Annotated in this window: 22 protein-coding genes; 9 read left to right on the top strand and 13 right to left on the bottom strand. The window is 71.1% G+C overall.

The genetic code is table 11. From position 1 onward, the window contains the following. Positions 1–73: 73 nt before the first annotated feature. Together E1182_RS04280 and E1182_RS04275 are read right to left on the bottom strand one after the other, a co-directional pair. The gene (locus E1182_RS04280; protein WP_132261310.1) at positions 74–655 is read right to left on the bottom strand and encodes a maleylpyruvate isomerase N-terminal domain-containing protein; all 582 of its coding nucleotides are present in this window, start codon (positions 653–655) and stop codon (positions 74–76) included. Further along, a complete protein-coding gene (locus E1182_RS04275; protein ID WP_132261309.1) occupies positions 652–1,536 on the bottom strand; it encodes an NAD(P)-dependent oxidoreductase in 885 nt (294 codons plus the stop codon). The genes E1182_RS04280 and E1182_RS04275 overlap by 4 nt, the downstream gene beginning before the upstream one ends. A gap of 128 nt (positions 1,537–1,664) precedes the next feature. Between E1182_RS04275 and E1182_RS04270 the strand changes: the two genes are divergently transcribed. Further along, positions 1,665–2,693, top strand: a complete 1,029-nt coding sequence (locus tag E1182_RS04270) for a helix-turn-helix domain-containing protein (protein WP_132261308.1) — start codon at positions 1,665–1,667, stop codon at positions 2,691–2,693. A 51-nt stretch (positions 2,694–2,744) separates the two neighbouring features. Here E1182_RS04270 and E1182_RS04265 read toward each other — a convergent pair whose 3' ends face one another. Beyond that, positions 2,745–4,148, bottom strand: coding sequence for a DJ-1/PfpI family protein (locus tag E1182_RS04265; RefSeq protein WP_132261307.1), 1,404 nt, complete (start codon positions 4,146–4,148; stop codon positions 2,745–2,747). Between the two features lie 38 nt (positions 4,149–4,186). After that, positions 4,187–5,155, bottom strand: coding sequence for a GlxA family transcriptional regulator (locus E1182_RS32800; protein WP_132261306.1), 969 nt, complete (start codon positions 5,153–5,155; stop codon positions 4,187–4,189). A 254-nt stretch (positions 5,156–5,409) separates the two neighbouring features. On the opposite strand from E1182_RS32800, the gene E1182_RS04255 reads away from it, so the two are divergent. Then, entirely contained in the window at positions 5,410–5,640 is a 231-nt protein-coding gene (locus E1182_RS04255; RefSeq protein ID WP_132261305.1) for a preprotein translocase YidC, read from the top strand. A gap of 171 nt (positions 5,641–5,811) precedes the next feature. Continuing rightward, positions 5,812–6,660, top strand: coding sequence for an SDR family oxidoreductase (locus E1182_RS04250; RefSeq protein WP_132261304.1), 849 nt, complete (start codon positions 5,812–5,814; stop codon positions 6,658–6,660). Positions 6,661–6,685: 25 nt separating this feature from the next. On the opposite strand, the gene E1182_RS04245 is transcribed toward E1182_RS04250, so the two are convergent. The 5 genes from E1182_RS04245 to E1182_RS04225 all read right to left on the bottom strand — a co-directional run bounded on the left by E1182_RS04245 (position 6,686) and on the right by E1182_RS04225 (position 11,160). Next, complete coding sequence (locus E1182_RS04245; RefSeq protein ID WP_132261303.1) at positions 6,686–7,315, bottom strand: GNAT family N-acetyltransferase; 630 nt, start codon at positions 7,313–7,315, stop codon at positions 6,686–6,688. Between the two features lie 140 nt (positions 7,316–7,455). Beyond that, a complete protein-coding gene (locus tag E1182_RS04240) occupies positions 7,456–8,337 on the bottom strand; it encodes a Gmad2 immunoglobulin-like domain-containing protein (RefSeq protein WP_132261302.1) in 882 nt (293 codons plus the stop codon). Then, positions 8,334–9,800 carry a cell wall metabolism sensor histidine kinase WalK gene (locus E1182_RS04235; protein WP_132261301.1) on the bottom strand — a complete coding sequence of 489 codons (1,467 nt, stop codon included), beginning with the start codon at positions 9,798–9,800 and terminating at the stop codon, positions 8,334–8,336. Before E1182_RS04235 ends, E1182_RS04240 begins: the two co-directional genes overlap by 4 nt. Before the next feature lie 12 nt (positions 9,801–9,812). After that, positions 9,813–10,493, bottom strand: coding sequence for a response regulator transcription factor (locus E1182_RS04230; RefSeq protein WP_132261300.1), 681 nt, complete (start codon positions 10,491–10,493; stop codon positions 9,813–9,815). 88 nt (positions 10,494–10,581) lie between these two features. Beyond that, complete coding sequence (locus E1182_RS04225) at positions 10,582–11,160, bottom strand: hypothetical protein (protein WP_132261299.1); 579 nt, start codon at positions 11,158–11,160, stop codon at positions 10,582–10,584. Positions 11,161–11,403: 243 nt separating this feature from the next. Between E1182_RS04225 and E1182_RS04220 the strand changes: the two genes are divergently transcribed. From E1182_RS04220 to E1182_RS04205, 3 genes are all read left to right on the top strand, one after another. Further along, positions 11,404–12,102: a response regulator transcription factor gene (locus E1182_RS04220; protein ID WP_132261298.1), complete on the top strand. Its 699-nt coding sequence runs from the start codon at positions 11,404–11,406 to the stop codon at positions 12,100–12,102. Next, the gene (locus E1182_RS04215) at positions 12,099–13,787 is read left to right on the top strand and encodes a cell wall metabolism sensor histidine kinase WalK (protein WP_132261297.1); all 1,689 of its coding nucleotides are present in this window, start codon (positions 12,099–12,101) and stop codon (positions 13,785–13,787) included. Before E1182_RS04220 ends, E1182_RS04215 begins: the two co-directional genes overlap by 4 nt. 216 nt (positions 13,788–14,003) lie before the next feature. Next, positions 14,004–14,525: a DUF421 domain-containing protein gene (locus E1182_RS04205; protein WP_132261296.1), complete on the top strand. Its 522-nt coding sequence runs from the start codon at positions 14,004–14,006 to the stop codon at positions 14,523–14,525. A gap of 121 nt (positions 14,526–14,646) precedes the next feature. Here E1182_RS04205 and E1182_RS04200 read toward each other — a convergent pair whose 3' ends face one another. Next, on the bottom strand, positions 14,647–15,627 hold the full coding sequence (locus E1182_RS04200) for a serine protease (protein ID WP_243706028.1): 981 nt from the start codon (positions 15,625–15,627) through the stop codon (positions 14,647–14,649). Positions 15,628–16,435: 808 nt separating this feature from the next. Further along, complete coding sequence (locus E1182_RS04195) at positions 16,436–18,355, bottom strand: glycosyl hydrolase 53 family protein (RefSeq protein ID WP_132261294.1); 1,920 nt, start codon at positions 18,353–18,355, stop codon at positions 16,436–16,438. A 457-nt stretch (positions 18,356–18,812) separates the two neighbouring features. On the opposite strand from E1182_RS04195, the gene E1182_RS04190 reads away from it, so the two are divergent. Together E1182_RS04190 and E1182_RS04185 are read left to right on the top strand one after the other, a co-directional pair. After that, positions 18,813–19,091 carry a GlsB/YeaQ/YmgE family stress response membrane protein gene (locus E1182_RS04190; RefSeq protein WP_132261293.1) on the top strand — a complete coding sequence of 93 codons (279 nt, stop codon included), beginning with the start codon at positions 18,813–18,815 and terminating at the stop codon, positions 19,089–19,091. 219 nt (positions 19,092–19,310) lie between these two features. Then, positions 19,311–20,360 carry a hypothetical protein gene (locus tag E1182_RS04185; RefSeq protein WP_132261292.1) on the top strand — a complete coding sequence of 350 codons (1,050 nt, stop codon included), beginning with the start codon at positions 19,311–19,313 and terminating at the stop codon, positions 20,358–20,360. A gap of 48 nt (positions 20,361–20,408) precedes the next feature. Here E1182_RS04185 and E1182_RS04180 read toward each other — a convergent pair whose 3' ends face one another. Next, entirely contained in the window at positions 20,409–22,529 is a 2,121-nt protein-coding gene (locus E1182_RS04180; protein WP_132261291.1) for a choice-of-anchor D domain-containing protein, read from the bottom strand. Positions 22,530–22,848: 319 nt separating this feature from the next. After that, entirely contained in the window at positions 22,849–23,244 is a 396-nt protein-coding gene (locus E1182_RS04175) for a RidA family protein (protein WP_132261330.1), read from the bottom strand. A gap of 136 nt (positions 23,245–23,380) precedes the next feature. Here E1182_RS04175 and E1182_RS04170 point away from each other — a divergent pair, with 136 nt between their 5' ends. Further along, a complete protein-coding gene (locus tag E1182_RS04170; protein WP_132261290.1) occupies positions 23,381–24,352 on the top strand; it encodes a YafY family protein in 972 nt (323 codons plus the stop codon). The last annotated feature ends 71 nt before the right edge of the window (positions 24,353–24,423 follow it).

Raw genomic sequence — 24,423 nt, 5'->3', positions numbered from 1 at the left:
TTGCCGCGGCATGCCGCACCCAGGATCAGCCGTGCCGCCCGATGGTGGCGTGCGCGGGTAGCCCGCTCGGCCGTCACCGCACTCTCCCGTGCCACTGCCACTGCTCCCGGCGACCGGCGCGGGCCAGCGCGATCCGACCGGTGCACCACAGCAGGGTGTCGACGGCGGCGTGACCGGCCGGGGCGTCCGGAAACAGTCGCTCGACCGCGGGGCCGCACAACCCATCCGGTGGCACCCAGTCGAGTCCGAGGGCGCGGGCGATGTCATGGGTGTGCACGACCAACTCGACTATCCCCATGGCGGCGAAGCCGGGACCGTCGGAGTGCCCCCACGGGTGCCAGGCGCGAACATCGGGAGTCGCCTCACGAACGGCCCGGGCGAGGACGGTTCCGGCGATCCGGAGGCCCTCCAGGCACGCGGGGATCGGTGCGCGCGGGTCGAGCGAGGCGAAGAGCGTGATGTACCGGTCGGCTGGCTGGGCGATGAGCAGTCCGGCGTACCCGACGACGCCGAGGGCCATGTGGTCCAGCGTCTGTCGACAGGTCCACTCCAGGCCGGCGGCGTTGCGGGACCAGTCCTGGTCGATCGCCTTCTCCAGCACCTGAGTACATTCGCTGGCGGCCGACGAGACCAGGCTGGACCAGGAGCCGTTCATGCCCGGGGGGCCGGCGTGAAGTGCTCGACGATGCGCGCATAGCTGTCGAGGGCATGACCGTTGGCGACCGCCTCTTCGACGAGCCTCTTGGTGTACTCGGCTGCCGTGGCGTCGATGCCCCGGGCCCGGCTCTCCTCGATCAGGTGCTCGACCGGGGAAAGGTGGGTCTCCAGCGTCGCGTCGCTTGCCGTGTAGTCGCCGGTGTCGATCTGTTCGGCGTAGGGCGTGAGGAACGAGGCGACGCCGGTGAGCCACTGCCTGGCCAACGGCAGGAAGGTGGTCGCCGGGACGTTCTCGCTGCCCACCAGCGCGGCAGCGTGCATGAAACCGTTGAAGGTGCTCCACATGATGCCGAGCAGCGCCACGTCGTACACCGACGCGAGGCCCACGTCGGCACCCAGGTGGATGGTGCCACCACCAAGGGCCGTCAGCGCCGGTCGGTGTGCCGCGAATGTCTCCGACGGACCGCCGTAGAGAATGACCGCCTCCGCCGTGCCGATGCCCGGTGGAGTCATCATGATGGCCCCGTCGAGGTATCCGGCGCCGCGTTCGGCGGCCCAGCCGGCCATCGCCCGCGCCTGCGCCGACGTGCCGGAGGTCAGGTTGACCAGCAACCGGCCGGTGAGGGCATCGCTCACCGGACCGAGGATCTCGTACGCAGCCTGGTAGTCGCGTACGCAGACCACCACCAGCGGACTGGCCGAGACGGCGGCGGCGACGCTGTCCGCGCCGGCCGCGCCGGCGGCCACGAGTTCCTCGGCCCGACCAGCCGTACGGTTCCACACCGTCGTCGGGTGCTCGCCGGCCAGAAAGGCCCGGGCCAGCGCCCGGCCCATCATGCCGAGGCCGATCACCGTCACCGGCACGCGTCCGTCGCCCATCCTCATGTCCCCACTTCGTACGGGGCCGCTTTCCGGCCCGGCGGGAACAACGCTCGCATCGGATCACCTTGCCGGACAGTGGCAGGCCTGACGACATTCGCCAGTTTCCTGCCACTACTCTGGCGATCATGAACCGGCACACGGTGGCGGCATCCGTCATCGACGACGCACCCCTGACCCCGTGGGACGTGTACGAGCTGGGCATCGCGTGCGCGATCTTCGGCGGCTCGCACAGCGACCTGGCCGACCCCTGGTACGACTTCCGGCTGTGCGGGATCCGACCGGGCAGCGCGCACAACGGGCCGGGCCTCGTGGTGAACACCCACCACGGCATGGCCGATCTCGCCCACGCCGACACCGTGATCGTGCCGTCGGTGCCGGACGACTGCGTGACCGGCGACCGACCGTTACCGCCCGAACTGATCGAGGCGCTCCGTCGCGCCGGCACCGCCGGCGCACGGATCGTCTCGCTGTGCAACGGCGCCTTCGCCCTGGCCGCCGCCGGCCTACTCGACGGCCGTCGGGCCACCGCTCACTGGGCCCACACGGAGTTGCTGGCGGAACGCTATCCGGCGGTCCACGTCGACGACTCCGTGCTGTACGTCGACGAGGGGCAGATCCTCACCAGCGCCGGGCTCAGCGCTGGGCTCGACCTCTGCCTGCACCTCGTACGGCGCGACCTCGGCGCGCACGTCGCGAACCAGCTGGCCCGCCGCATGGTGGTCCTCGCCCATCGGCCCGGCGGACAGGCGCAGTTCATCGAGCGCCCGGTCATGCCCAGCGACGACGACAGCCTGACCCCGGTGTTGCACTGGGCCATGGAGAAACTCGACCGGCCGCTGTCGGTGGATGCCCTGGCCGTGCGGGCACGGATGAGCCCCCGCACCTTCCACCGCCGGCTGCTCGCCGCAACCGGACTCACGCCGATGAAGTGGCTGCTCACCCAGCGCGTCGCGCGGGCGCAGGCGCTGCTGGAAACCACCGACCTACCAATCGACGAGGTCAGTCGGCGAGCCGGGCTGGGTACCGCGAACAATCTGCGCCGGCATTTCTCTCTCCACGTCGGGCTGTCGCCGACGGATTACCGGCGGGGATTCGCCGCCGTCGGGGAGCGTCAACCGATGCCTGTCGGCACAGCGGCGTTCCCTGCCAGCTGAACCAGGGCGAGCGGAAGCGGCCCTGGTGAGCGCAGCTGTCGGCTGCCGCCGTCAGGTCGGGATGAGCCGTGTGTCCGCGGTGGCGACGCCGGCCGGCCGGGCCGAGCGGCGGTGGGCGAGAAGCCGGGCGGTGGCCGTCGGTAGCAGGGCGACCGCCGCGGCGACGGCGATGGTGAGGACGCCCAGCAGGGTGGTCCGCCACGGCCAGGTGTCTCCGGTCAGACGCAGGTGCCGCGCCGGGTACTCGGTGAACTTGGCCGTGGCGCGGGCCGTCGCCTGGTCGGTGTGCTCGGCCAGGTCACGCAGGACCGGGTCGAGGGAGAACTCTCCGGGAGCCTGGTCGGCGTGCGGGAGGGTCACGGCGAGGCGACGCTCGGCCGCCCAGCGGGCCAGCACGGGGTCCGGCTGGTCGACGCCCGGCACCACCAGGCGGTCCACCGGTCCGGCGGCGTCAACCGGCTCGGCGAGCAGGAGGGCTCCATGGCGCGTGGTCACCGTACGGCCGGCGGCGACCGGGATGGTGCGGGCGGCGAACGAGGTGCCGGCGTACGCCTCGAACACCGAGGCCACGTCCAACTCCCCGACACCGTCGATCAGGCCGATGCCGACGGTCGGGCGCCACCACGGGAAGGCGACGTTGAGCGCGTACGGCAGATCGGACAGCGCCAGCCGCTGCTCGGGAATCCGGGTCGACGCGTCGAGTGACCAGCCCGGGTACGCCAACTCCCGGCCGATCCGCTCCGCGTCGGCGGGCCCGGCCAGCAGCTCCACCATGCGCAGCGCCCCGACCAGTCCGGAGGTGACACCGGCGGTGGTGACGATCCGGCCGGCCTGCACATAGCGCTCCCCGGCCACCCACTCCACCTGCCGGTACCGGCTGCGCAGCGACCCGAGGCGCTGCCAGAACGAGGTGGCCTGACGCCCGTCGAGCAGGCCGGTGGCGGCCAGCACCTCGGTGCCGGCGCAGACCCCGAGGACGTACGCGCCCCGGTCGGCCCGGCGGGTCAGCCAGTCGCGCATCGGTGCCTCCCGGCTGCCGGTCGGATCGACCACCGCCGGGACCACCACCACGTCCGGTCGCGGGGCCGTTCCCGCGTCGACGTCGGCGAAGGTGTGCTCGGGAACGATCCGTAGCCCACCGGAGAGCGGCGTCGGCGTACGTCGTTCGCCGACCGTGTAGACGAAGAACCGCGACGAGCGGGCGAACACCTCGTACGGCATCAGCACATCACTGACCACCGAGCCGGTGGTCCCGGCGACCACCGCCACGACGGTCCTGCCCGGCGGGGCGGTGCGCGGCGTCGGCCAGTCGGACCGCGACACCGCGGTGGCCGGGCCGGCAAAACTGTCGCGCATCGTGGCGGCCACCCCGGCGGCGGCGGTCGCACCCACGGTGGCCAGGGACAGGACGAGGCCGAGCAGGGTCAGGGCAGCACGACGCAGGAAACGGGGCATGCGGGAACTCCGGACGGGAGGCAGGGCGGGACAGGTGGTCAGGCGGGACGGGCCGCCGAGGGCGGCACGCCGTGGCGGGCGGCGTACAGCCGACGGAAATGGCGGGCATCGCGGAAGCCGCACCGGGCGGCCACCGCCTCGATGGTCAGATCGGTCTCGGCGAGCAGGTTGGCGGCCAACTCCAGGCGCAGGCGCTGCTGGTACTCCAGCGGGGTGCACCCGATCGTCGCGGTGAACGCCCGGGTCAGGCCGCGCGGGGACAGGTGCGCCAACCGGGCCAACTCGTCGAGGGTGTGCGGGGCGTCGAGGTGCTGGGCGATGTGGTCCTGCACCCGGTGCACCGCCGGATGCAGGTGGGCGCGGTGTGCCAGGAAAGGGCTGATCTGCCCCTGGGCACCGTCCCGGCGCAGGTACACCACGAGTTGGCGGGCCACCGCGGCGGCCAGCGCCGGCCCGTGGTCGCGTTCGACCAGGGACAGCGCCAGGTCGATGCCGGCGGCGATGCCGGCGCTGGTGCTCACCGGCCCGTCGTGCACGTACAGGACGGCTTCCTTCACCTTGGCGTCCGGGTAGCGCCGGCGCATCGCGTCGATCAGGGACCAGTGGGTGGTGCATCTGCGTCCGGCCAGCAGTCCCGCCTCGGCCAGCACCGCCGCGCCGGTACAGACCGAGGCGACGCGGGCGCCGTCGCGTACCGCGCTGCGCAACCAGGGCAGCACCGCCGCCGGTACGAGCGGATGTTCCGGCGTGGGCGGTCGTAGCCGCGGGCCCGGCACCAGAATCAGGTCTCCGGCGGCGGTGGCGGGCAACGGGTCGAGGCCGGCCAGCCGCAGCCCCTGGGCCGAGAGCAGCTCGCCCGGGTCCGCCGACACGAACTCCAACCGATAGTCGGCACCCTGGTACGCCGCCGTGTCGAAGACCTGCACCGGACCGCCCAGGTCGAGCAGGTTCACCTCGGGCAGCACCAGTACGACCACCCGTCCGGTGCTCCTGTCCTCGCTGCTCACGGCCCTTACGCTAGGTCAGCGACGACTTCCCGCCGAGGGCCACCGAGGTCGTCCATCGGACGGATCAGGCACTCGGCCACGGGCCGCTGCGCCGCTCACCGTCGCGGGGCTGGCGGCTGTCGGGGCGGATACCTGCCACAGAGCATTGACTTCGATCTGCGCGGTGACTCACCGCTGCCCGGAATCGACGTTTCGTCGGGATGCGCCCGGGTAGCCCGTCGTCACGACGACACCGGAGCAACGGGAGGCACCGCATGGGATACCGGGCGCGCGACGGTGAGCTACCGGTCGACCCGGAGCACGCCGAGGACGAGGCCGGCCAGGCGCGGCTGGTCCAGGTGAAAGCGGACACGACGGTGCCGACGTCGGACGGCGCGGAGCCGGACCTGGTCACCGAGGACGACGGCTCCGGTGTGGCTGGTGGTTCCTCGGGTGGCAGCGGCGGCGGCTCCGGTATGCCGGGGCACCCGGACGCCGCTCGCTGACGCGGTCCGACCAGCGCGGCGACGAGCCCGCCGACGCCGCCATGGGCCGTGTAGCGCTTGCGTCACAGCCCGTGCAATCTGATCTTCGTTCGTCGAACTCCCTTGACCTCAACCCTCCTTCACATCGGAGGGTAGGTGCTGTACCCGCACAACGTGTCGAGGGAGACTCCGATGATTTTGGTGACCGGCGCAACCGGCAAGACGGGCCGCCAGGCAGTGGCGCAACTGCTGGCGGCGGGCATGGACGTCCGCGCCCTGGTCCGTGACCCGCAGGCGGCCGCGCTACCGGAGCAGGCCGAGGTGGTCCGTGGCGACCTGACAGATGCGGCTTCCGTCGAGGCGGCCATGGAGGGGGTGGACGGGGTCTTCCTCATCTGGCCGCTGCTGACGGCGGACGCCGCGCCCGCGGTGATCGCGGCTGCGGAGAAGCACGCCCGCCGCATCGTCTACCTGTCCGCGTGGGGGGTGCCGGACGACGACACCGTGGAGCCGGAGCCCGGCATCCTCGCCTTCCACACCGCGATCGAGCGTGCGATCCGCGCCTCGACCCTGCAGTGGACGTTGCTGCGTGCGGGCGGCTTCGCGTCCAACACCCTCGCGTGGGCGGAGCAGATCAAACAAGGGGACGTCGTCCGCGCCTCGCATGCCCGGGCGACGCGGTCGCTGGTACACGAGGCGGATCTCGCGGCGGTGGCGGTGACTGCGCTCACGACGGCCGGCCTGGAGGGCAAGGCCCCGCACCTGACCGGTCCACAGGCGCTGACCCAGGCGGAGCAGGTCCGTACGATCGGTGACGTCCTCGGCCGCCGGATCGTCTTCGAAGAACTGGACGAAGATGCGGCGGCGGCCGCCCTGGAGGCACAGGGCCTGCCCCCGGAATACGCCCGCGCCATCGTCGAGGCCCACGGGCAGATGGAGTCGGAGCCGGAGCAGGTGTCTCCGGCGGTGGCCGAGATCACCGGTCGGCCCGCACGCACCTATCGTGAGTGGGTCGCGGACCACGTGGCGGACTTCGGCTGACTCACCTTCCTCAGCCGGCCGGCGGCTACCCGCTGGTCGGCCGGCCGAGGTAGGTGATCGGACCCGGATCGGGCACCGGAATCTCCTGGAAGCCCAACCGGTCGTAGAAGCCCCGGGCCCGCACGTTCGCGGTCACCATGCCGACGTGCAGCGCCCCCGCCCCGGCCTGCGCGGCGGCGGCGAGGAAGGTCTCGACCAGGCGGCGACCATGGCCCGCGCCCTGAGCCTCCGGCAGCAGGTCGATGTGCAGGTGCGCCGGATGGTCGGCCAGTTGCGGCAGCAGCATCCGCTCCGGCCGGTGGTGCTGGGCGATCATCTCCTCGTCCGGCGTGCGGGGCGGCCGGGTGGGTGCCGGATACCGGTGCGCCAGCCGCGGAATCCACTGCTCACGGTAGGCGCGTACGAAGGCGGGCGTGTCCGCCGTGCCGATGACGTACCCGACGACCCGCTCCCCCTGGGCCAGCACGAAGGCCAGCTCCGGTTCGAGATGCAGGTAGGGGCCGGCGAACAGGTCGGGCATCAGGTCGTCGCTGGCGTACTTCCCGCGGGCGTCGCCGCCCGCGTCGGCGGTACGGACGCAGATGTCGTACACCGCGTCGTGGTCCTCGTGCCGGTACCGCCGGATGACCTGTTGCCCCAGTGGCGTGCTGTCCATGCCCGGACGGTAAGCGTTGGAACCGCTTCCAGCGCAAGCGGCGGTACGCGGTGGCTGGTCAGTCGGTCCGGCGACCTCGGTGGCTCCGGCGGCGACCAACGGGCGGTGGCGGAGGGGGACGGGTCCACGCGTCGGTGTCGTCAGGGGCGGGCGGCGAGCCGTACGGGCACCGCGACGAGATTGGTCCGCGACCCGTCCACCGGCGACACCTCGTACACCTCGACTGTGCCGGCCTGCTCGCGGTCCAGACCGTAGTCCACCAGTACCCGGTAGTCGCCCCGGCAGCCAGTGCCGCAGGTGGCGGTGGTGAACGTCGTGGCGATCTCGCGGCCGGCGGCGTCCAGGACGCGCACGCTGACGGTGGCCTCGAACACGTCCGCCGTCCCGGCCACCGTGACCGGGCCGGCTACCCGGGCGCCGATGCCGGGAGAGGTCACCACGATCGGTGGGAGCAGGTCCGCGTAGTCGGCGCGGTCCACCGGAGCGGCGGAGCCGAAGCGGACCCGCCGCACCGTGGGGAACTGGGTGAGCGTCCAGACGATCTGCGCTTCCCGCAGCCGCACGGCGGCCGGCCCGCCGGTCGTCGGCACCGCCGCGAGCACCGCCGTCCCGTCGGCGATCCGGGTGACCTCGACGCCGGTGGGCACCAGCGTGGCCAGCCCGGCGGCTGCCTCCACCGCCGTCGGCCCGGCCGCCAGCTCGGCCAGCGCCAGGCGGGAGGTGGTCAGGATTGTCGGACGGGTACGCCTGGTTGGGACGATCCGCCCGTCCCGGGTGTACCACAGCTCGACGGTGACCGTACCGGTCGGCGGCGTGGTGGGGGCCGGTGGCGTGCTGGTCCCGGTCGGGCGCGGCGGTCCGGCCGGTGCGCTGGTCGGCGGCGGCGCGACGGTGGTGGGCGGGCTCGGCGTGGCGACCGGGGCCGCCGTCGGCGCCGGCCCGAGGGAGCCCGACCGGGGCGACCCGCATCCGCCGAGCAGGAGCAGGACGGCCACGCCCAGCCTGACCGCCGCGCGTCTCACGGCGCACCCCCCGGTGTGCCGGGCTGTTCGCCGCCGGCTTCCCCGGCGGCGGTCGGCGGGCCCGCCGCCGGCAGCGCGAACCGGAACCGGGTGCCGGCGCCGGGTGTGCTGTCCACGCTCAACCGGCCGCCGAGCAGGCGGGCGTTCTCCCGGGCGATCGCCAGGCCGAGCCCGCTGCCGGGGCCGGAGCGGGCGGGGTCGACCTTGTAGAAGCGGTCGAAGATCCGGGGCAGGTGCTCGGCGGGAATGCCCGGGCCCTCGTCGGTGATCTCGAAGACGACATCCGGACCGGCGTGGTGGGCGCGGGCGCGCACCACGCCGCCGCCGTGCTCGACCGCGTTGGCGAGTAGGTTGCCGAGGACCCGTTCCAGCCGGCGGGGGTCGGTCCGCAACGCGACGCGGGCCACGTCGACGGCCACCCGCCCGGTCCAGGCCCGGGCCCGCAGGATCGACCGCAGCAGCGCCGCGGCGTCGACCGTGGTCACGGCGAGCGGTTCCCGGCCGGCGTCCAGGCGGGAGATCTCCATCAGGTCCTCCACCAGCCGACGAAGCCGAATCACGTCGGTGACCAGCAGTTCCCCGGCCCGGCGGGCGTCGGCGGGCAGGTCATCCAGGTGGTCGCGCAGCAGCGAGGCCGCGGCCACCAGAGCGGTGACGGGGGTACGCAGCTCGTGCGCCACGTCGGCGGTGAACCGCCGCTCCCGGGCCTGCGCCCGGGACAGCGCCTCGATCTTGGTTTGGAGCGCCTCGGCCATCTCGTTGAACGAGGCGGCCCAGACGCTGAACTCGTCCCGGCCCCGGACCGGCAGCCGGGTGGCGAGCAGCCCTTCGGTGAGCGCCCGGGCTGCCCGGCTGGCCCGGCCCACCGGTTCCAACGTGCGGCGCGCGAGGGTGTGCCCCACGGCGGCGGCGAGCAGCACGACGAGTACCCACCCGGCCAGCAGCGCGGTGCGGAGCTGGTCGAGTTCGGCGGCGATGTCGTCCTCGACGGTGACCACGTACAGCTCGGCGGTCGAGCCGGGGATGCGACCGCCGACCACGAGCAGCCGGGGCCGGGCCTGCGGGGCGGAGCGTTGGTAGCCGAGCTGCCCGGCTGCCACGGTCGCCCGCAGCGTCCCGCCCAGCGGGGGCGCGTACCCGGGGTGCGACGGGTACGTCCCGTCGTCGACGAGCACCACGTGCCGACCGCTGCCCTCGAAGCTCGTCAGCAGCTCACCGCGGCGCTGCGCGGTGAGCGGCACGAACTGCCCGGCGAGCACCAACCGGTAACGGGCGTCCGCCGCGGACTGCTGCACCGAGGCGTCGAACCGGGCCTGCCGCAGCAGCGCGTACGACCCGCCGGCGAGCAGCCCGGCGGAGACCCCGGCGACCAGCACGATCGCCACGGTCAGCCGCCGGCGCAGGCGGCCGGGGACGACGGGGTCAGCTGTCGGGTGCCCTTTGCCCTGCTGCCACCCACGCACCGGGCACCTCCCTCACGCCGGTGACAGCTTGTAGCCGGCACCCCGCACCGTCCGGATCAGCCGGGGGTGGGCCGGGTCGTCCTCGACCTTGGCGCGCAGGCGCTGCACCGCCACGTCCACCAGCCGGGAGTCGCCGAGGAAGTCGTGCTGCCACACCCGCTCCAGCAGCAGTTCGCGGGTGAAGACCTGCCCCGGCCGGCGGGCCAGCTCCAGCAGCAGCCGGAACTCGGTGGCGGTCAGCGCCAGATCCCGCCCGTGCTTGCGGGCCACGAAGCTGGCCGGGTCGATCTCCAACGCACCGACCTCGATGGTGGTCGGTGCCGGCGGGTCGGTGGCCCGGCGCAGCACCGACCGGACCCGGGCGACCAACTCCGGCAGGTCGAACGGCTTGCGCAGGTAGTCGTCGGCGCCGCACTCGAGCCCGACGACCACGTCGATGGTGTCCGTCCGGGCGGTCAGCATGAGGATCGGCACCCGGCTGGTCCGCCGGATCTCCCGGCACACCTCGAACCCGTCCAGGCCCGGCAGCATCACGTCCAGGACAATCAGGTCGACCGGTCGGGCCCGCCACGTGGTCAGCCCGGACCGGCCGTCGACGGCGGTGTCGACCCGGAAGCCGGCACGGCGCAGGCCGAGGGCGGTGACCTCACGGATGGAGGCGTCGTCCTCGACGATGAGCACCCGGCCTTCCATGCGGTGAGCGTAGCCCCGTTGGAGGCCCTGCTGACCTGCCGAAACGGCTGGTGTGACGGGCCCGGACGACGCCGGGCCCGCCCGGTTGTCACTCCTGCCACTGGTGGGCGACGTCGAGCACGATCCGGCTGTGCGCGCCGGGGCCGGACAGGACGGCCACCCGGAACGGCAGCCGCGCCCGCACCCCCACCGCGAAGGTGGTGTAGCCCTCGAAGCTGCCACCGAACACCACGTCGCGCAGCGTCCGGTGGCGCAGCACGTTGGCCGCGTGCTCGCCGACCCGGTAGGGGACGGTGGCGGCGTGACCGTCGTCGTACGCCGGGGCCTGCAACGAGACCCGCAACAGCTCGTCCCCGGCGGTGTACGGCGACAGCGGCAGTCCTTCACCCTCCGTCCATGTCTCGCCGTAGGTGACGGTGTAGCCGCTCACCGGACCGGCGAACTCGAAGACCACCCGGTCGAAGCAGTCGTGCCGGCCCGTCCGTACCTCCACCAGTGGGGCGCTGCTCAGCGAGCCGGCCGCCTTCGCCCCACTGCCCCAGGTGATCCCGCAGTACGGCGACCCGGTCGCCGCCGCGCCGGTGCTCGCGGCCGTGCCGGCACCCGCACCGGCGACCAGCCCGGCGGCCACGAGCACCAACACCGTGAGTCCGCTCCTGATCCGCATCTGTCTCCTCCTTGTCCGGCCCGTCTCGGTGCCGGCCTCCGTCATCGCGGCACCTCGGGTCCACGATGGAAGCGGTTCACGGCAGCGACTTCACCGGGGCGTAACAGCCGGGTAACAGCGCCGGTCGTCGGCGTCGGGTCCCGATCCGGCGCGGGCGGCGGGCTGCCTCGGCTGGGACGTATCGTGAGGCGGCCTTCACGACTTCTTCACCGCCACCGCGGCCCCCGCCGGCCAGAATGAGACATGAACGCCCGAATCCTGATCGCCGAGGACGATCCGAAGCAGGCCCGTCTGATCCAGCTCTATCTGGAGCGGGAAGGACACAGCACGCTGGTGGTCGGCGACGGCCGGTCCGCACTTGAGCAGTGCCAGGCCCGCCGCCCCGACCTGGTCGTGCTCGACATCATGATGCCCAGGATCGGCGGGCTGGACGTGTGCCGGAGGCTGCGGGCGGAGTCGGACATGCCGATCCTCCTGCTCACCGCCCGGACCACCGAGGACGATATCCTGCTCGGCCTCGACGTCGGTGCCGACGACTACATGACCAAGCCGTACAGCCCGCGCGAGTTGGTGGCCCGGGTACGGGCGCTGCTGCGGCGCGCCAGGGTGGTCGGCGCGGGCGACCGGAAGGTGCTCGCCGTAGGCGATCTGGAGGTCGATCCGGGCCGGTTCGAGGTGCGGGTGGCCGGGCGGCCGGTGACCCTGACGGCCAAGGAGTTCGGCATCCTGGAGGTGCTCGCCGCGGACCCGGGACGGGTCTTCACCCGGGCCCAGATCATCGACAAGGCATTCGGGTTCGACCACTTCGTGCTGGAGCGCACGGTGGACGTGCACGTGGTGAACCTACGTCGCAAGATCGAGGCGGATGTCACCCGTCCCCGGTACGTGCAGACCGTCTACGGACGCGGATACCGGCTGGCCGAGCAGGTGCCGTCCCGATGAGTTTCCGCCTGCGGGTGCTCGCGCTGGTGGCGCTCGTCGCGGTGACCGCCACCGCCGCGACCGCGTGGCTGGTGCTGCGACAGGCGTCGCAGCAGATCACCGAGTCGGCGACTGCCGACCAGAACATCACCTCGTTGATCACCGACAAGCTTCGCGGGTACGGGATGCGGCACGGCACCTGGGAGGGCGTCACCAGGGTAGTGGAACAGTTGCACCAGCAGACGGGGCAGCGGATCCGGCTCATCACCGAGGGCGGCGAGGTGCTGGTGGACACCGACCACCTCCAGGGGAGAGGTGCTCGCGAGGTGACCGGCCCGCCGATCTCGGTGAACCCCCGGCCAACGCTGGACCTGCCGGAGACGGAAGCACCGCTCGGCGTCGTCCACGAGATCGCGGCCCAGATCGGCCACTACCGGCAAGGAGTCCACTACGCCGCCTGCCTGACCCGGATGGGCGTCGAGGTCGTCATGACGGACGGCCCGTACGGCGTGCCGCACTACCCGACCAGCACCGCCGACAGTCCCCACTGCGTGGCCACCCCGTCCAGTCACGTACAACGCGCGGACCAGGAGACGGTGTCGGCGTGTGTTGGGCCCGAGGCCTCGCCCAGAGTGTTCCGCAGCCCGGCCCCGGAACGACCGAGGGCTGATGAGCCGGCCGACGGGGAACTGTTCACGCGCTGCCTCCGGCAGGCTTTCAGCCAGCGCGTCGCCGAGTTCGCCCCGCAGACGCTGGAGGTCTACGTCGGTGCGCGCGACGAGGCCGCGGCCCCACCGCTGGCGGTGGGGCCGGTGTTGCTCGCCACCGGCCTGGTCGCGGTGCTCGCGATCGCGGGTTCACTGCTGGTCAGCCGGCGGGTGTTGCGCCCGATCGAAGCGCTCACCAGCGCCTCCCGCCGACTCGGGGCCGGTGACCTCACCGAGCGGGTGCCCGTGGTGGGCCAGGACGAACTGGCGGTGCTCGCCCGCTCCTTCAACCGGATGGCCGATTCGCTGCAACGAGGCGAGGAGCGGCAGCGTCGGCTGATCGCGGACGTGGCGCACGAGCTGCGTACCCCGCTGGCCAACGTTCGCGGATATCTGGAGGCACTCAAGGACGGGGTGGTGGACCCGGGGCCGGCGCTGTTCGCCTCCCTGCACGAGGAGGCGGTACTGCAGCAACGGATCGTGGACGACCTGCAGGACCTGGCCCTGGCCGAGGCGGGTGCCCTGGTCTACCACCACTCGGTGGTGGACCTCGCCGAGCTGCTGGAGACCTGCCGGATCGCCCACCAGGCGGTCGCCGACGCCGCCGGGGTGCTCCTGCTGGCGTCGGCCGCCGGCCCGACCCTCGTGAACGCGGACCCGGACCGGCTGCGGCAGGTGTTGGGGAACCTCGTCACGAACGCCCTCCGGGCGACCGCCGCTGGCTCGGTCACCCTGACCGCCACCCAGGCCGGAGCGCAGGCGGCGATCACCGTGGCCGACACCGGCACCGGGATCACGCCCGAACACCTGCCGTACGTCTTCGACCGGTTCTGGCGGGCGGATGCGGCGCGGGGCCGGAGCACGGGTGGCAGCGGTCTGGGACTCGCGATCGTCCGGCAGATCGTGGCCGACCACGGTGGCACCGTCTCCGTCGCGAGCGAACTGGGAGTCGGCACGACGTTCGAGATCCGTCTGCCGCTGCTCCCGCAACTCCGCTGAGCGCACGCCATCCGCACCTGTTCTCGACAGCTTCTTCACCCACCGCGAACTACTGGGGTGTCGGGTGGGATGGGTACGTCGACGGGGAGATTCCGCTGCGTCGGGAACTCACGCAGCGAGGACTGCTCGACCGCTCCGTTCCCTGGCTGCGCTGAGCCGACGGCGTCCGCCGGTTCCTGGGATGGTTGACACCCGGAAGTGCGGGTATCCGCCGCCGTGGCCGATTGGAAGCGCATCTTCACCCCGGACAGCCCGCCGCTGGAGATCGTCGTCCGGGGCAGCGTCATCTATCTGGCGCTGTTCTTCCTGCTGCGGGTGCTGCTCAAGCGGGAGAGCGGCACCACCGGTGTGACGGATCTGCTGGTCATCGTGCTGATCGCCGACGCCGCCCAGAACGGCATGGCCGACGACTACACCTCGGTCACCGACGGGGTGCTCCTGGTGGTGGTGATCATCGGTTGGTCGTACCTGCTCGACGCGCTGGCCTACCGCTGGCCCGCCGCCGCCCGGCTCATCCGGCCACGCCCTCTCCTGCTCGTCCGCGACGGGCAGATCCTGCGCCGCAACATGCGCCGGGAACTCGTCACCGACGGGGAGTTGTACGGGAAACTCCGTCAGCAGGGCGTCGACGACCTTGCCGACGTATGCGAGGTCCGAATGGAATCCGACGGCCGGTTCAGCGTCATCACCCGAGGCCGCGACAGGCCTCACCAGCCGGACGAGCAGGATGCCGGCTGAGGCGTCGTCGGCCTGACGGAAAGCCGTCGGAACGGTGGTCGGTAATCGGTTCGCTCCGTCGTGGAAATGGCACAGCGTGGGAAGCCCCGGCCATGGCCGGGGCTTCCTTCGCACCTGTGACTTACGCGGGGGAGATGCTTTCCGCGTAGTCGTAGAGGCTCTTGATGTCGTTGTCGAAGTACGGGCCGTCGAACTGTCCGTTGCCCGGGTTGTCACCGTGGCTCACGACGCTGTTGATGTACCCGTAGCCGGTCTGGTCGTTGTATTCCTGCAGCCAGGGGCCGCCGCTGGATCCGTAGGTCATGTTGCAGTACATCCGGATCTGCTGACCGCCGGCGTGCCAGGTGTTGCCCTGGCAGTAGTACTGGCTCTCGCCGCCGCCCAGGTTGGACGGGTAGCCGAGCGCGGTGACGTAGACGTTGTAGCCGTAGTTCCAGCGCAGGCCGTTGCCGCCGACCGTCTCGACGACCTTCGCACCGTAGATACCGCCGTTGTTCATGATGGCGATACCCATGTCCTCGTCGAAGCTGCCACTGCTGGCCCATGCGGTACGGGTCGCGAGGCTGTAGGCCACGAACGTGCCGAACGGCCGGGCCCCGTTGCGGTACCGGGGGACGAACTGCCAGTTCGTGTACCACTGACCGCCGCGCCCCTGGTGCACGCAGTGGCCGGCGGTCATGACCAGTCGCCGCTTGCCGCTGGCGACGGTGCTGGCCGAGCAGGAGGCGAGACCGCCACCGGGGGTGTTGAAGTACACCTTGCCGACGGTCTGCGACTCGTTGAGCTGGACACGGAGGTCGTCGGTGCTGGCAAGACGCGACGCCATGGGCGCGACCGCGCCCGCCTTACCGTCGGGCCGCGGCGCACGGCTCTGCGACTGCGCGGAGCCCGCGGGCTTCGCGAAGGTCAGGTCCACGGCCTTCGCCATCCGCTCCGGCGTCCAGTAGGCGGCGACCTCCTTGGCGACCGCCTCACTGGTGATCGCGCGACCGTCACTGGTGCGGGCGACGGTGGTGGTGTTGCCGTTCCGGTCGCTTCCGGAGGGCGCCGCCTGGGCGGCGGGCGCAGCGGTCACGACCAGCGCGAGCGTGAGGCCGGCCATTGCGGACCATTGCAGGACGGGTTTCAAGAGATACCCCCTTGTCGGTGGTGCTCCATTCGGGCCCCCGCATCGTATTCAGAGTTTTTGATTGATCGGAATCCCCGGGCAATGACAGATCACCGACATTTTTCTCCGGCGGTCGAGCAGGCCACCCAAAGGGGGATATGACCAGCCAGAACGACCCATCGGAGCGATCCGAACAAACTCCGCCTTAATAACTTCTATCGATGGGTTCCCTGCTCTTCGATCCGCTCAACTGGCTTCGGCGGCAGCGACTGACACCACCAAGAAACAATTGACTCAATTAATTGCGACGCCAGCGTGTCGACTTCGTTCCGCACATCACCTGCGGGTCAGGAAAAATGGGAATACCGCACTGCCGCCACGAATCGGTACGCCCGGGCAGGTTGCCCCGGCTCGACCGGTTTGCGGGCACCCGACAGCCGCCACAAGGCGGTGCGGCGTCGGCCTTGCGCTCGCGCGCCGCCGTCGGCCTCTGCTGCCGCTGACCGAGCACGGCGTGAGCCGGCCGGGGCGGCCGGATGTGGCGACGGCACAGTGACCCGCCGGCACGGCTGCGCCAGCGAGCGGAGGCACGCGGCTCCACCATGACGCGTCCCAACCGGCCGACCTGCCATCGGTATCGGCGGCACGCTTCCGCGAACGTCAGGGGGCGGCCGACCTGACGTTCGCGGCGGTGCACGGTTCGTCGGTTCGTCGGTGGGGGCGGCAGGACAGCGGACGCCAGGGCGGGGCGGTGTGCGCCACCAGACCGTCAGCCGCGCACCGCCCCACCCCTGTTGCCTCGTCAGCTCCTGGTCTGACCGTCCCGCCCGACCACGTCGATGACCGCGGTGACCGGTCCCACCGCGGTCGTACCGGTGATCCTCACCTCGCCCGGCGCGTCGGTCGCCCCTTCCGGCAACGCCTGCCAGCGGACAGGGCTGGTGGTCACCGTGCCGTTCGCGGTGGTGAGCACGCGGACGGCGGGCGGCAGCACCGGTCTGGTGCGTACCCGGGTGGCCGTGTAGACGGTGTCCTCGACGATGTGCTTGGCCTGGCTGGCGTTGAACACGTTGATCGACGCGTGCGGTTCCCAGGTGTTCGTCATGCCGGGAACGGCCCGGAACATCGTCTGCCAGCCCGCCGGCTCCCAGACCAACACGCCGGTGCCCTGGTTGTTCACCACATCGTTGGCAGCCTGGAAGACCCGCTGGATCGCGTCGGCCTGGCCCTGGACGGTGCGTGGGAAGGGGGAGTTCGGCATCGGCGAACCGTCGCCGCCCGACGCGGGGTAGGAGGTCTCCGCGACCTCGATCTCGTAGTCGGGGTACGTCGTCGCCATCGTGTGCAGGTTGCGCTCCAGTGCCTCGGGCGTACCGTGCCACTCGGGGTAGTACGAGATGGCCAGCACGTCCGGGTTCTGCCCCTTCGCCTTCACCCGGGTGAGGTACTGGTGCCAGAACTCCATGGTCTTGGCAAGCCGGTTGGTGCCGACGATCACGTGAATCTCGACCTTGGACTGCGGTGACGCGTCGCGGACGGCCCTGATCCCGGATGCGGCCAGAGTGGTGAACCGGTCCCACGCCTCGTCGTAGAGCCGCTGCTCGACCGGGTCCGTCGACCCCCAGTACCGCCACAGCAGGCCACCGCCCGGCTTCGACTGGTAGATGTCGGCCTGGTTGACGAAGTACGGCGGGGCGGTCGTGCCGATCAGCGCCGCCTCGTCGCCGTACATGAAGCCGTTGATGATCTCGTTACCGACGGCGACCTTGTCCGGCGTGGTGCCCTGCTCGATCAGCCGACGGAGGTAGTCGGCGGTGAAGTCGTACACGGCCTGCGTCAGGTCGTCGAACTCCAGTTGGGCCCAGGCGCGCGGCTTCGGCTGCTTGCTCGGATCCGCCCACGAGTCCGCGTAGTGGAAGTCGATTCCGAGACCCATGTCTCGTTCCTTGATCGACCGGGCCGACGCCAGGGAGCGCTCCGGCCCCTGACGCGGGACGGATGTCAGCTCGCCGTTGCTCTCGTTCCGCGGCTCGTTGAAGATGCGCAGGCGGGTGTATTCCATGCCCCGGTCCTTGGCCACGTCGAGCAGGTGCGGCCCGGCGCCCCGGTCGGTGGCCAGCGGGTCGACCCAGTACTGCCGGGCCTGGTAGTCGTCCACCCAGGACTGGTCGGCACCGAGAATGAGATCGTCACGCAGGTAGTTGAAGACCTGGATCTCGCTGATCCCGACCCTGGCGCGGCCCGACACCCCGGTGACCGTGAGTCGGACGAAGCGCGTTCCCGGGCGGGTGAACAGGTGCACCGCCCCACGCGACGCGCCCCGGGTGCGGGACCGGTCGGCGATGGTCTTCCACCGTTGGCCGTCGGACGACGCCTCGACGACGTACCGGTACACCGCGCCGCGGTCCGGGAACAGAACCTTGACCTTGCGCAGGTTGTCGTACGTGCCGCCGAGATCGACGGTCAGCTGGTGGGCGCTGGCGCGGTCCGCGTACCAGGACGTCGTCGGGTCGCCGTCGATGGCCAGTCGAGCGGTGGATGCACCGCTGCTCGCCGTGGCCGAGGCCCAGAACTTGGCGGCGATGTTGCTCTCGATCGGCTTGATGTCCGCGGTTCCGAAGATCGCCTGCGCCGGGGTGGGCGCCGCGAACATCGCCGTGCTCACCAGCGTCGCCAGGGCGATCGCGCCCACGGCGATGCGGGCGGGGTGCCTGATCCTCATGCCTTTCCCTTCCTGCCGGTCACCAACAGCTGACGCCTACTTCGCCGGTCGCGTCTCCTGACCCCCACCGCCGACCAGGACTGGGAGCGCTCCCAATTCGGACAGCAATGCGCCCTCGCACATCCTCGGATCTTGATAGGCGTCGATTTGCACGCTACGCGATCGGTGGCAGTTAAACGATTCAACACGCCGGGATTGCGGCCCCCTGACAGAGTCCCGCAGACTCATCCTGCGCATCGCCGACGACATCACGTAGAGGCTCACATGATGACCCCGGACCTCGGCGGTCCTGCCCGCCGGCGGCGGGGCGACCGGCTGCCACGCCGTGCCGGCCCTGGCCGAACGGCCCGCCAGCCGGCCGCCGCACGTCCGGCCGCCTGCGTCACAGCACCGTCATGTTTGGTACGCCGGCCTAGCGGAAACATCGATCCGGACGACACGTAACAAGGAGGAATCCATGAGCGTCACCGGCATCATCAGCGCACTCATCGTCGGTCTCATCATCGGTGCGCTCGGTCGCCTGGTCGTACCCGGCAAGCAGAACATCCCGATCTGGCTGACCATGCTCATCGGTGTCGGCGCAGCGCTGCTGGGCACCGTGATCGCTCGAGCCGCAGGCGTCAGCACGTCCGGCTTCAGCTTCGTGGAACTGCTCATCCAGGTGGTGCTCGCCGCGGCCGGCGTGGCCCTCGTCGCCGGAACGGTGGGGCGGCGCGACCGCCGCGCCCTGCGATAGACGACGCGCGTGAGCGGCGGCTGGACCCGACATCCGGGTTCAGCCGCCGCTTCGTCTCAGCCGGCTACGCGCGACCTCCCCCGTCCGACATCTCGGCAGCGCATCGGCACCGGAAGGAGATGTCCGCCAGACGACAGCTCGCAACCCGTGTCACCCCCGGGGCGTCAGTCGGTCATGACACCGCCCGGATAGGTCCGGGCCCGACAGGGGGAGATGACGATGACCTACTCTGCTCGACACCGGATGCTCACGGCGGCCGTCGCCGGTCTGCTGTCCGCCTCCTTCGCCGTCGCCGCCTCCGGGGCGGCGACCGCCGCGCCGAGATCCGCCAGCGCCTGCAACCTCATCAGCCTGCCGTTCCCCGCCGACGCCTACCGGGGCGAGGCGGATGCCGTCGACCCGACCGGGCGGTTCGTCGCCGGTACCGGCCTGCGGATCGAGGAGGACGGCAACCAGTTGCTGCTGCTGGTCTGGGACCGGGGACGACTCACCACGATCGAGTCATCGCTGGCCGGCTCGGTGGCCGACGTCAACGCCCGGGGCGTCGTGGTCGGCAACGGCGCGATCACCGGACGGAGCCGGCCGTGGGCCTACCGGAACGGGACCCTGGAACTGCTGCCGGCCCCGCCCGGATACGTCATGGCGGAGGCTATCAACAAGGCCGGTGACATCGTCGGCTTTGTCCAGGAGGTCGACACCGGCCGGACCTCGCCGCTGCGCTGGCCGGCGGCCCGACCCGGCACGTACGAGATGCTGGATGCTCCGGCCGACGCCGCGGCAGCGGGGATCACCCAGGACGGCACCATCGTCGGTTACGCCGGGGAGTTCGGTGCGTGGACCAGCTGGGTGCGCCGCCCCGACGGCCGGGTCGAAACCCTGACCGTGCCGGGCGCACGGTGGACCCAGGTCCACACGGCGCAGGGGCACTGGGCGATCGGCCTGGTCGACCTCGGCGGCCAGAGCTCCGTGCGGGTGCGGTGGGACCTGCGGAACGGCTCGTGGTCACGGATCCCCGACAAGCTGGCCTGGGTGACTGACGTCAACGCCCGCGGGACGGTCATCGGCGATGAGGTCGTCGCCCGGGGCACTGCCACGCGCATCCTGCCCGGCAGTGGTGAGGGCGTGAACGTCGGCGCCAACGCCATCGCGGACACCAGCGTCATTGAGCGTCATTGTCGGATTCCGCAACGACCGCCGCGAAGGCGGCCGGGTCACGCCGGTGCGGTGGGCCGGCTGCTGACGTCCCGCCGTCACACCGCCACCGGCTGAGGCGAACGAAGGGGTACCCCGATCGACCGGGGCACCCCTTCCGTCGCCTCAGCCGCGAACCGGCGCACCGACCCCCGAACCGAGCACCCTGACCCGATCGGTGTCCGCCGCGGCCACACCGGCGGTCCTCGTCGGGGTGGCCGTACCCGGGTAGAGCCAGAACGTGCCCACCACGTCGGCGACGACATGGGTGGTGCCGGAGTGGTTGTGCACGTGGAACCCGTCCTGCGGGCCGATGACCCCCATCACCGCGTTCGACACGGTCTGCCCGGCGACCGGGTTGAGGTTGCTGGTTGACGGCCTGGGCATGTCGTAGTCCGCGGGCCAGACCGTGAGCACCGTGTTGTTGGTGGGCGACACGGCGGTGACGTTCATCGCCAGCACCTCGGTCGCGTCGGTGACAATGCTCGGCGGCGCGGTGACCGTGCGCGTCGCGTTCGGCCCGAGCGCGCCCGGAATGCCCTGGGCGCTACGGCTGTCAGCGATCCGGGTCGGGCTCATCGGCGTGAACCGCAGTCCGTCCGGCACGGTGCCGTCGTCGATCACACCGACCAGATCCACGACCATGTGCGTGGTCTGCGAGGTGTAGACGCCGAACTGGGGTACGCCGTAGCCGCTACCGCAGCCTTCGTAGCACGGACTGGTCTCCACGAAGGCCAGGTTGGGCACGACCTTGCCGGCCGCGTAGTTGACGGTGGACGAGGTGGGCACGTCACCCACTGTGGACCAGGCGCTCAGGAAGCCCGCCTTCCTGGGCGAGACCGCGGTGATGTTGAGGACCAACGCCCGGATGTTGGAGTTGTACTGCCCGAAGTTCACCCAGCTCCGGATGTAGTAACCGGCCGGGAGCACACCTCCGTCCGTGCGGGTGTCGAAGAGCCGGAACGGCTTGACCCAGTGGTACTGCCCGCCCATGCCCCGACCGGACAGCGAGTTGTTCGCCGCGTAGAAGCCGACCACGTCCACCACCACGTCGGTGTAGCCGGCATGGTTGTAGACCGACACCTTGCCACCGGAGCCCAGCTTGACGGTGACGTTGTTCGAGCCCAGCCAGTTCCTCGGGAAGTTGATCGACGAGGCGGTCGGCCGGCTCACCCCGGCCGGGTAGAGGGTGAGGAAGCTGCTGGCGGTGGGATTGGTGACGGTCACGTTCAGCACGACGGAGCCGACACCGTTGCTCGGCACACCGCCTCGACCGGCGACCTGGAGGTCCACCTTCCGGCCCGTGCCGATCTTCGCCTTCGGCGCACCGAGGCCGGACCGGGTGTCCATCAGCCGCTTCGGCGACAACGGGTAGTAGGTGCCGGTGACTCCCCGGAAACCCTCCACCGAGAGCTGGACGCGGCGGGTGCCCGAGGAACTGTCGTCAGCCAGCAGCAGGCTGCCCGTCTGCAGCTCCGCCTTCGTGGGTTGCGTCGCGACGGAGACCGTGCAGGTCTCGCCGGGGGCGAGGGTCCTGCCCGTGCACTGGGAACTCAGCACGCTGAACGCGGCGGGGGTGGGGCCGCCGATGCTGGCCGCGCCGAAGGTGATCGGCTTCGTGCCGACCGAGCGGAAGGTGACCGTCTTCGCCGCGCTCCGGACCGCGAGCTCCTGGTAGCCGAAACCAACCGGGTTCGGCGTGCCGTGGGCCACCCCGTAGTCCAGCCCCGAGTTCCAGCGCAGCTCGCCGCTGATCACACCCCTGGAGCCGGCGGCGTCTACGCAGCTGTACTCGTAGGAGGCGGCGAACCGGTCGACCAGACCGTTCTCGGCGTTGCGACCGACCTCGCGAACGGTGACCGATCCCGAGGAATGCCCGCAGCCGCGGTGGTCCGAGTTGAGGTCCAGACTGGCCGTCGTCGCGTCGGCGAACCGGGCCGCCGGGTAGCTCTGGCCCTCCTGCCACGTCTGACCGGTGGGCGGGCCAATGCTGAGGTCGACGTAGGAGCCTGACTGCGAGGCTCTGACCGCCAGCCGGTCCTGCCCACTCGGCGTGACGGACACGGTCGCATTGGTGGTGTCGTAGACACCGGACTGCGAGAGGGGGTATCCCCCGGTGTGGTCCCCGACATCGACGGTGAGAACCGTGTACGGCGCGGCCGGCACGGCGAGCGCCACCCCCGGCAATGCGGCGGTGGCGCATGTCCCGACGACGAGCGCGCTCAGCAGACTGCGAATTCTGCGCATGAAGACCCCGTGAGGAAAGGAAAAGGAAGCGGGGCCAGCGTAAGGCGATGATCGATGTCCAGCAACCCCGATCGGAAAGCGAACAGGGCATCGGCGACTGCTCGGGCTCCTTCTGCTCGGGCACGACCAGGCCGGTCTCGTAGCCGGACCAGGCCGTAGACGATCGTGAGCGCGGGAGCGAGGACAAGACAACCGGGGGCTTTCTGCATGCGGTCGGCGTTGTCCGCCCGCGGCTTCGCGACATGGCCGATCTTCACCGGTCTCTGCCCGCTACTCGTGCCGGTTGGACCGGCACGAGTAGCGGGATGGCGAGGTCCTATCAGGCGACGGCGGTTCCCTCGAGCTCGACCATCAGGGTGGGGATCGCCAGCCGTGTCACTCCGAGCATCGTGGTGGTCGGTGCCACCCCCGCCGCGCCCAGCCGCGAGGCCAGCACGCCGTAGTGCGGGAACAGCAGATCGACGTCGGTGGTGTAGACGTTGAGTCGGACGAGGTTCGCGAGGGACATGTCGGCCTCGGCGAGCACCGCCTCCAGGTTGTCGAGGCTCAGCGCCAGCTGGGCGGCCATGTCCCCGGCATGCTCAGGCTTGCCGTCGCTGCTCATCGCGGTCTGCCCGGAGCAGTACAGGGTCCGGGTGTGCCCGGAAACGACCTCCCCCTGGTTGAATCCCATCTCCACCGACCACGTCCACGGGTTTACCGCCACTCGTTCCACTGCCACAACCAGCTCCATTCGGTCCGTCGAAAGTACGTACGCCCACCGGCTCGGCACAGCCGTTCCTGGCGCCGTGTGGATAAGCCTCCCGGCAAATCACGACATCCTTGGTCGTGTATTCCGATAGAGTTCCCGCGTGCGCGCCGACCGGTTGGTCTCGCTGGTGCTGCTGCTGCGCCAGCGCGGTCGGCTGACTGCGGACACGCTGGCCCGCGAACTGGAGGTGTCCACCCGCACCGTGCTGCGCGACATCGAGGCGCTGTCCGCGGCCGGCGTTCCGGTCTACGCCGAACGCGGCCGGCACGGCGGTTTCGGGTTGTTGCCCGGTTTCCGGACCGAGCTCACCGGACTGAACCACGACGAGGCCCTTGCCCTGCTCACCGCCGGCTCGGGGCGCGGCGAGCAGGTGTTCGGCCTTGGCTCGGCGCTCGCTTCGGCCATGCGCAAGGTCGTCGACGCGCTGCCCGAGAGCCATCGGGCCACCGCCAGCGACGCGGTCCAGCGATTTCTCGTCGAGCCGGAGACCGATCTGCTCTCCCGCCGGCTGGCCAACAAGGAGGTCCCCGACACAACGATGATCGAGGTTCGACGGGCGGTGCTCGCCGGGCGCAAGCTGCGCATCCACTACGCCGCCACCGGCCAGCCACCACAGTGGCGCACGGTGGACCCGATCGGCCTGGTCACCGTACGCGACCGGGGCTACCTGCTGGCCACGAGATCTGGCGCGGACCGCACCTACCGGCTGTCGCGAATGTTGGCAGCCGAGGAACTCCCTGAACCGGCACAGCGACCGACCCGGATCGATCTGGACCGGGCGTGGCGGGAACGCTGCGCGCAGTTTCTGTCCAGCGACCACATCGCCGTGCTGGTACGGGTGAACCCGAGGCGGCGGGAGGAACTGCTGAACACCGCGGTGGCCGTCCGCGCCGAGGAACCTGACGCGGACGGCTGGCTGCGACTGGAGGTGACGTTCCAGGATCTACGACACGCCGAGTGGGCGCTGTGGCAGCTCAGCACCGGCGCGGAAGCCCTGTCCCCACGGTCGTTGCGCACCCTGCTGCACAACCGCGCCGCCACGATGGTCAACCGCTACGCAGAGCCATCCTGAGAGTTGTCGCCTGCTGCGGGCAGCCGCCGACGCGACGGTGGGGCCGGACGGGTGGGTGCCCTCCCTCCCAC

Source organism: Micromonospora sp. KC721 (assembly GCF_004348355.1).
Lineage (GTDB): Bacteria > Actinomycetota > Actinomycetes > Mycobacteriales > Micromonosporaceae > Micromonospora.
This window is presented reverse-complemented; position numbering and strand designations above follow the sequence as displayed.

Excerpts from the sequence above, each read along its gene's own strand:
- E1182_RS04280 (WP_132261310.1), bottom strand. The coding sequence starts at position 655 with ATGAACGGCTCCTGGTCCAGCCTGGTCTCGTCGGCCGCCAGCGAATGT.
- E1182_RS04275 (WP_132261309.1), bottom strand. The coding sequence starts at position 1,536 with ATGGGCGACGGACGCGTGCCGGTGACGGTGATCGGCCTCGGCATGATG.
- E1182_RS04270 (WP_132261308.1), top strand. The coding sequence starts at position 1,665 with ATGAACCGGCACACGGTGGCGGCATCCGTCATCGACGACGCACCCCTG.
- E1182_RS04265 (WP_132261307.1), bottom strand. The coding sequence starts at position 4,148 with ATGCCCCGTTTCCTGCGTCGTGCTGCCCTGACCCTGCTCGGCCTCGTC.
- E1182_RS04255 (WP_132261305.1), top strand. The coding sequence starts at position 5,410 with ATGGGATACCGGGCGCGCGACGGTGAGCTACCGGTCGACCCGGAGCAC.
- E1182_RS04250 (WP_132261304.1), top strand. The coding sequence starts at position 5,812 with ATGATTTTGGTGACCGGCGCAACCGGCAAGACGGGCCGCCAGGCAGTG.
- E1182_RS04245 (WP_132261303.1), bottom strand. The coding sequence starts at position 7,315 with ATGGACAGCACGCCACTGGGGCAACAGGTCATCCGGCGGTACCGGCAC.
- E1182_RS04230 (WP_132261300.1), bottom strand. The coding sequence starts at position 10,493 with ATGGAAGGCCGGGTGCTCATCGTCGAGGACGACGCCTCCATCCGTGAG.
- E1182_RS04225 (WP_132261299.1), bottom strand. The coding sequence starts at position 11,160 with ATGCGGATCAGGAGCGGACTCACGGTGTTGGTGCTCGTGGCCGCCGGG.
- E1182_RS04220 (WP_132261298.1), top strand. The coding sequence starts at position 11,404 with ATGAACGCCCGAATCCTGATCGCCGAGGACGATCCGAAGCAGGCCCGT.
- E1182_RS04215 (WP_132261297.1), top strand. The coding sequence starts at position 12,099 with ATGAGTTTCCGCCTGCGGGTGCTCGCGCTGGTGGCGCTCGTCGCGGTG.
- E1182_RS04200 (WP_243706028.1), bottom strand. The coding sequence starts at position 15,627 with ATGGCCGGCCTCACGCTCGCGCTGGTCGTGACCGCTGCGCCCGCCGCC.
- E1182_RS04195 (WP_132261294.1), bottom strand. The coding sequence starts at position 18,355 with ATGAGGATCAGGCACCCCGCCCGCATCGCCGTGGGCGCGATCGCCCTG.
- E1182_RS04190 (WP_132261293.1), top strand. The coding sequence starts at position 18,813 with ATGAGCGTCACCGGCATCATCAGCGCACTCATCGTCGGTCTCATCATC.
- E1182_RS04185 (WP_132261292.1), top strand. The coding sequence starts at position 19,311 with ATGACCTACTCTGCTCGACACCGGATGCTCACGGCGGCCGTCGCCGGT.
- E1182_RS04180 (WP_132261291.1), bottom strand. The coding sequence starts at position 22,529 with ATGCGCAGAATTCGCAGTCTGCTGAGCGCGCTCGTCGTCGGGACATGC.